The organism is Methanobacterium sp. (assembly GCA_039666455.1).
GTDB lineage: Archaea > Methanobacteriota > Methanobacteria > Methanobacteriales > Methanobacteriaceae > Methanobacterium_D.
On record JAVSLW010000003.1, the window covers coordinates 1 to 5,114 of the forward strand.

Annotated in this window: 6 protein-coding genes and 1 pseudogene; 6 read left to right on the top strand and 1 reads right to left on the bottom strand. The window is 33.9% G+C overall.

What is annotated here, in order from left to right; genetic code table 11:
* The 5 genes and pseudogenes from PQ963_00665 to PQ963_00685 all read left to right on the top strand — a co-directional run.
* Nucleotides 1–284: zinc ribbon domain-containing protein (locus PQ963_00665; GenBank protein ID MEN4028184.1), on the top strand; the 284-nt coding region annotated here is incomplete at its 5' end.
* A 23-nt stretch (nt 285–307) separates the two neighbouring features.
* Nucleotides 308–544: a methyltransferase gene (locus PQ963_00670; protein ID MEN4028185.1), complete on the top strand. Its 237-nt coding sequence runs from the start codon at nt 308–310 to the stop codon at nt 542–544.
* Between the two features lie 290 nt (nt 545–834).
* A complete protein-coding gene (locus tag PQ963_00675; protein MEN4028186.1) occupies nt 835–1,212 on the top strand; it encodes a NifB/NifX family molybdenum-iron cluster-binding protein in 378 nt (125 codons plus the stop codon).
* Between the two features lie 233 nt (nt 1,213–1,445).
* Nucleotides 1,446–2,384 (top strand): annotated as a pseudogene (locus PQ963_00680) (hydroxyacid dehydrogenase).
* Between the two features lie 441 nt (nt 2,385–2,825).
* Nucleotides 2,826–3,467 (top strand): DUF305 domain-containing protein, encoded by a 642-nt coding sequence (locus PQ963_00685; GenBank protein MEN4028187.1) that lies wholly within the window; start codon nt 2,826–2,828, stop codon nt 3,465–3,467.
* A gap of 196 nt (nt 3,468–3,663) precedes the next feature.
* On the opposite strand, the gene PQ963_00690 is transcribed toward PQ963_00685, so the two are convergent.
* A complete protein-coding gene (locus tag PQ963_00690; protein ID MEN4028188.1) occupies nt 3,664–4,581 on the bottom strand; it encodes a carbohydrate kinase family protein in 918 nt (305 codons plus the stop codon).
* Between the two features lie 288 nt (nt 4,582–4,869).
* On the opposite strand from PQ963_00690, the gene PQ963_00695 reads away from it, so the two are divergent.
* Entirely contained in the window at nt 4,870–5,025 is a 156-nt protein-coding gene (locus PQ963_00695) for a hypothetical protein (GenBank protein ID MEN4028189.1), read from the top strand.
* Nucleotides 5,026–5,114: the final 89 nt, after the last annotated feature.

Here is a 5,114-nt window from a genome sequence, read left to right on the forward strand (position 1 = left end):
CAAAGACTACAGCAGATCAGCATTGGTTTGAGTTCAAACGACAACTACAATATAAGTCTGATTGGTATGATAAACATTTTAGAGTTGTTGATGAAAAATACACTTCTAAAACTTGCAGTAACTGTGGATATGTTACAGAAGTTTTGGATTTGAATATTCGCAGATGGATATGCCCCAAATGCAATATAGAACATGATAGGGACATAAACGCTGCACGCAATATTCTAACCGTGGGAACCACGGGGCTTGCCTTTGGTAAAATCAACAATCAGTTGGTGGATTAGGAATCCATTGACCTCTTCAGGTCATGGTAGTTCAAGCATATACAAGGAATCCTATGTACTTTGGGGCAACAATCATGATTTTTGGATGGTTTCTGGTTTTCCCATTCACCTTTCTTTTAATCAGCGCCTTTTTATTCTCAATTTTGTTCTATATTACGGCAAAATCGGAGGAAAAACAACTATCAAGGAAATTTGGAAAAGAATACCTCAAATATAAGCGAGAAGTTCCTCTATTTGTGCCATATCCAAAATTTAGATAGTTAAATTTTCCTATTTGAATTTTATTGATTTTCGATATATAACAATCGTTAAATATTTAAGCTGGTTTTCATAGATATAAAGAGCAGTGATTATTATAAAAAAATTGTTATTCTACTGGAAAGATTTTATTTTTTTTTCACCTCCCGATATAACGATCGTTATATTATGGGGGGATCTTCCAGGTAATAGACAAATACTAGGACATTAATTTAGCATTTAGCTCATAAAACAAGCTTAAATCTATTAATTATAGAAACAATCAATGAATTTAAAAAAAGAGGTGATTTATATGCCATTTAAAGTCGCAGTTGCAAGTAGTGACAGAAAATCTATAGATCAGCATTTTGGCCAGGCTTCCCATTTCTTGATATTTAAGATTAAAGAAAGTCAGGAATTTGAATTCATTGAAGTACGGAAAAACATTCCACCTTACGAAAATCCAAATTTACTGGAAGATCATGATAATGCAATTGAAAGGAGTGTTAATTTGATTTCAGATTGTGATGTGGTACTTGCAAGTCAAATTGGCCCTGGAGCAGTTAAAATTCTTTTATCATGCCAAATACAGCCATATGGTGTTCCCAATTTACTAATTGAAAATGCATTAAAAAAACTGACTTCTTCAAAATTGGTATCTAATACGATACCAAAGCCTGTAATCTATTAAAATTAAGGTAATGCTATGAAAAAGCGAACTCAGAACGCAATATATGGAAAAGGAGGAATTGAAAAATCCACCACTTCTTCCAGTATTAGTGTAGATGGACAGAACAGGGCTACAAGGTAATACAGGTTGGAATGATCTGAAAGTGATTCTACTCAAAAAGTAGCTTATGATGGAATACAGGATATAGAAGTGAATTATAGCAAAAAATTAGAATGGTGGAGAAATTGAATGCGATAAGGGTACTTATAGCTGATAAGATTAATGAAGATGGAATTAATGAGCTTAAAGAAGTTGCTGAAGTAATTGTTCAAACAGACATCACGGGTGACGAGCTTATCAACTCTATTAAAGATTTTGATGCTATAGTCGTTCGAAGCAGGACCAGGATTACTCGAGAAGTTATAGAAAATGCCAGCAAACTCAAAATAATTGCTCGTGCTGGTGTTGGTGTGGACAACGTGGATGTGGAGGCAGCCACTGAAAAAGGAATTATGGTAGTGAATGCTCCAGAATCAGCTTCTGTAACTGTAGCTGAACTTACAATAGGTCTGATATTATCTCTGGCACGGAAGATATCCATTGCCGATAAATCGGTTAAAGAGGGTAGGTGGGAGAAAAATAAGTTCATGGGCATGGAACTTGCAGGAAAAACCCTGGGTATAATTGGAATGGGACGAATTGGAACGCAGGTAGCTATCCGATGCAAAGCCTTTGCCATGAATATACTTGTATATGATCCTTATCTACCTCCAAATACTGCTTCGAAACTGAATGTAAACGTGGTGGATTTAGAAACACTTCTTAAAAATGCTGATGTAATAACCATTCACGTTCCGTTCACTTCCAAGACCAAACACCTCATATCCAAAGACGAATTTAATCTCATGAAAGAAAATGCATTTATTATAAATTGTGCTCGAGGAGGCATTATAAATGAGAATGACTTATACGATGCACTGTCTAAAGGTAAAATAGGAGGTGCAGCTCTGGACGTGTTTGAGAAGGAACCTCCAAAGGATAGTCCACTTTTAGAACTGGATAATTTAGTTGCTACACCACATATTGGCGCTTCTACAGAAGATGCACAACGTGGCGCTGCTTTAATAGTTGCTAAAGAAATTAAAAGGTTTTTCAAGGGAGAAATACCTCAAAACGTTATTAATAAACCAGTTCGTGGCACTGAATTCTTTCAAATTGTAAACTTTACCTCCAATTAATGAAAATTAGAGCAAATATAAAGTTTACCAAGCATTGAATTGGTTTTAGTCTGCTTAAAGATCAATGTATCTTACTGAATTGTTATGTGTTGGAAAAAACCCATCTCAAACTTTATGCTCCAAAATTGAAAATTATAAATAGTTTTTGAGTATATAATTATTATTTATATTTAAAATATTATTAAAATTTCAAAAAAATCTGATTTTTTGAGACTTTGACATAATAAATCCTATTTTGAGGGCTAATAATGGTTTCTAAAGAAGAAGAACGTAAAAAAGCAATAATGCAACAAGAAATTGAAATTATAAGAAGAATGAGTAGGATTAAACATAAAATTGCAGTGATGAGTATCAAAGATTCCTAAATTTAGTTTCAAAGTCATAAGGTGAAAAATCATGAAAGAAAATGAAAAACTTGTGGTTGTTGGAGTTGTTATAGTAGCTCTTATAACATTTTTAGCACTTTTTTCAATGTATTGGAATTATTATCCTATGATGGGTGGACAGAACGGTCAAACAGGTCAAGGCATGATGGAGAATATAGATCGTCATTTTATTGAACAAATGATTCCTCATCATGAGGAAGCCGTGGCCATGGCGGATATTGCATTAATTAAAGCAAAACATCCTGAAATTAAACAGCTTGCAAGAAACATTAAAAGCAGCCAGAGTATTGAAATTACAAAGATGCGTCAATGGTATAAAGCCCGGTATGGCACTGATGTACCTGCTAATTCAAGTATGATGGGAAATATGACAGATTTAGATGATCTTAAAAATGCAAAGCCCTTTGATAAGGAATTTATTGAGGAGATGATCCCTCATCACCAGATGGCAATAATGATGTCGCAGATGGTTTTATATCATTCAAATGATCCAGAAATTCGTGTACTTGCTGAATCCATTATTAAAACTCAAAGAGTGGAAATAGAAGAGATGGGAAAATGGTATAAGGAATGGTATGGCACTGATGTACCCGCTTCGGGTGTGATAGGCTCTAACGGTGGAATGATGCATGGAGGCATGATGAATGCGTAGAGGTTTGATTATCATGAAAATCTTAGAATATACAGTTACATCAGAGTTTCTGGATTGAGCGGATTCACTATAATACGTATATAAAATAAAATGCATTATAATAGATTTTAAGGAAATATAAATAAAATGGAGAAATTTTATCATTTAATCCAAAAATCATCCATTTCTTGAAACTCCAACTAAGCTTTGAAATCTATTAATCCTTCCATTTTTCATGCATTCTGAAAACAACCATCTCCAAGCTTGGAATGTTGGTCTGACATCCTTCAGCCTCAACAACAAAAGATGCCACTGCTGAAGCGAATTTACCACAATAATCCAGGTCATTACCTTTTAAATAGGCTTTTAAAAATCCTGCGCGGTAAGAATCTCCAGCACCGGTGGGGTCTACTGTTTTTCGTACAACAGCACCTATTTTAATTTTTTTATCAGCATATATTACGCTGCCCTCTTTACCGTAGGTTTTAACCACAATTTCCGGGCCAATATCCTTTAATTCCCATATATTTAGCTTTAATACCTTTAGTATCCTGTCAATTTCATGATGATTCCCAAAAAGTATGTTAGAAACGCTTATAACACCTTTAAGTTCCTCTGGAGAATACATGTGGAGGTCCTGTCCAGGGTCAAAGGATATTATCTTTTTGTATTCATTTGCAATTTCACCTGATCTTCTATTAAAATCAGGGTCTCCTGTGGCTAAATGAACTGCATTTGCTTTTTTTATTGCTTTTTGAGGAACTTCTGATTTTTTAAAATATTTAGCTGCGCCCCAGTAAAAATAACTTATCTGATCATTGTTGGAGTCTGTAAAAACCCATGCCATGGGAGATTTTTCATTTTCAATAACAATCATGTCTTCAGTGTTTATTCCCATTTTCTTAAGCTTAGCATGATATTTGGAATCCTTGAATTTGGACCCCACAGCAGATACAAGCGCAGTTTTAAGCCCTAAACTTGCACCTACCATTGCAACATTTGCTGCAGCTCCTCCATCAAAATTCTTTATTTGTTTTATCAGTGTAGATGAGTTAGGGGCAGGAAAATCCTTAACAAGGACTATAGAATCGAAAGCAGTGTGCCCAATAGCCAGCAAATCTGTTTTTTTTATCAAAACATCACCTTTACAAATTAAATTTTTAAAGAGAGATTTAAAATGATACTGTTAATTATTTTAGACTTTAGGATTTTATTTTAAAACTATTAAAATTTTTCGAAGTTACGGGCTGTAAAGTTGATGGGTGCTGGTTGTGATTTGCATTTTTATTTAGCTATTTTTTTTTGAATGTGTTGGCTGAGAATATTTCCAACCAAGTAAGTTTTATAGTCTTTATGAATCGAAAGTATTAAATATTAGTTCCTTTCAATCGATATGTAGTAATAATCGTGTCGGGGTAGGGCTATGAATGATGTAAGAAAAATTTTAGTCATAACAATCTTTTTTGTGATATTTGTAATGTTTATGGGGAAAGTATCTGCTGCTAACTGGACTGTTAATCCTGGAAATAGTATTCAAGCAGCTGTAAAAATAATAACACAATCCAAAATAACAAAATAACAAATAATAGTTGGATGGGAATTGAATTAAGCCATTCAAATGATAACACAATCCAAAACAACAATATAACAGATAATACTTGGTATGGA

Excerpts from the sequence above, each read along its gene's own strand:
- PQ963_00670 (MEN4028185.1), top strand. The coding sequence starts at position 308 with ATGGTAGTTCAAGCATATACAAGGAATCCTATGTACTTTGGGGCAACA.
- PQ963_00675 (MEN4028186.1), top strand. The coding sequence starts at position 835 with ATGCCATTTAAAGTCGCAGTTGCAAGTAGTGACAGAAAATCTATAGAT.
- PQ963_00685 (MEN4028187.1), top strand. The coding sequence starts at position 2,826 with ATGAAAGAAAATGAAAAACTTGTGGTTGTTGGAGTTGTTATAGTAGCT.
- PQ963_00695 (MEN4028189.1), top strand. The coding sequence starts at position 4,870 with ATGAATGATGTAAGAAAAATTTTAGTCATAACAATCTTTTTTGTGATA.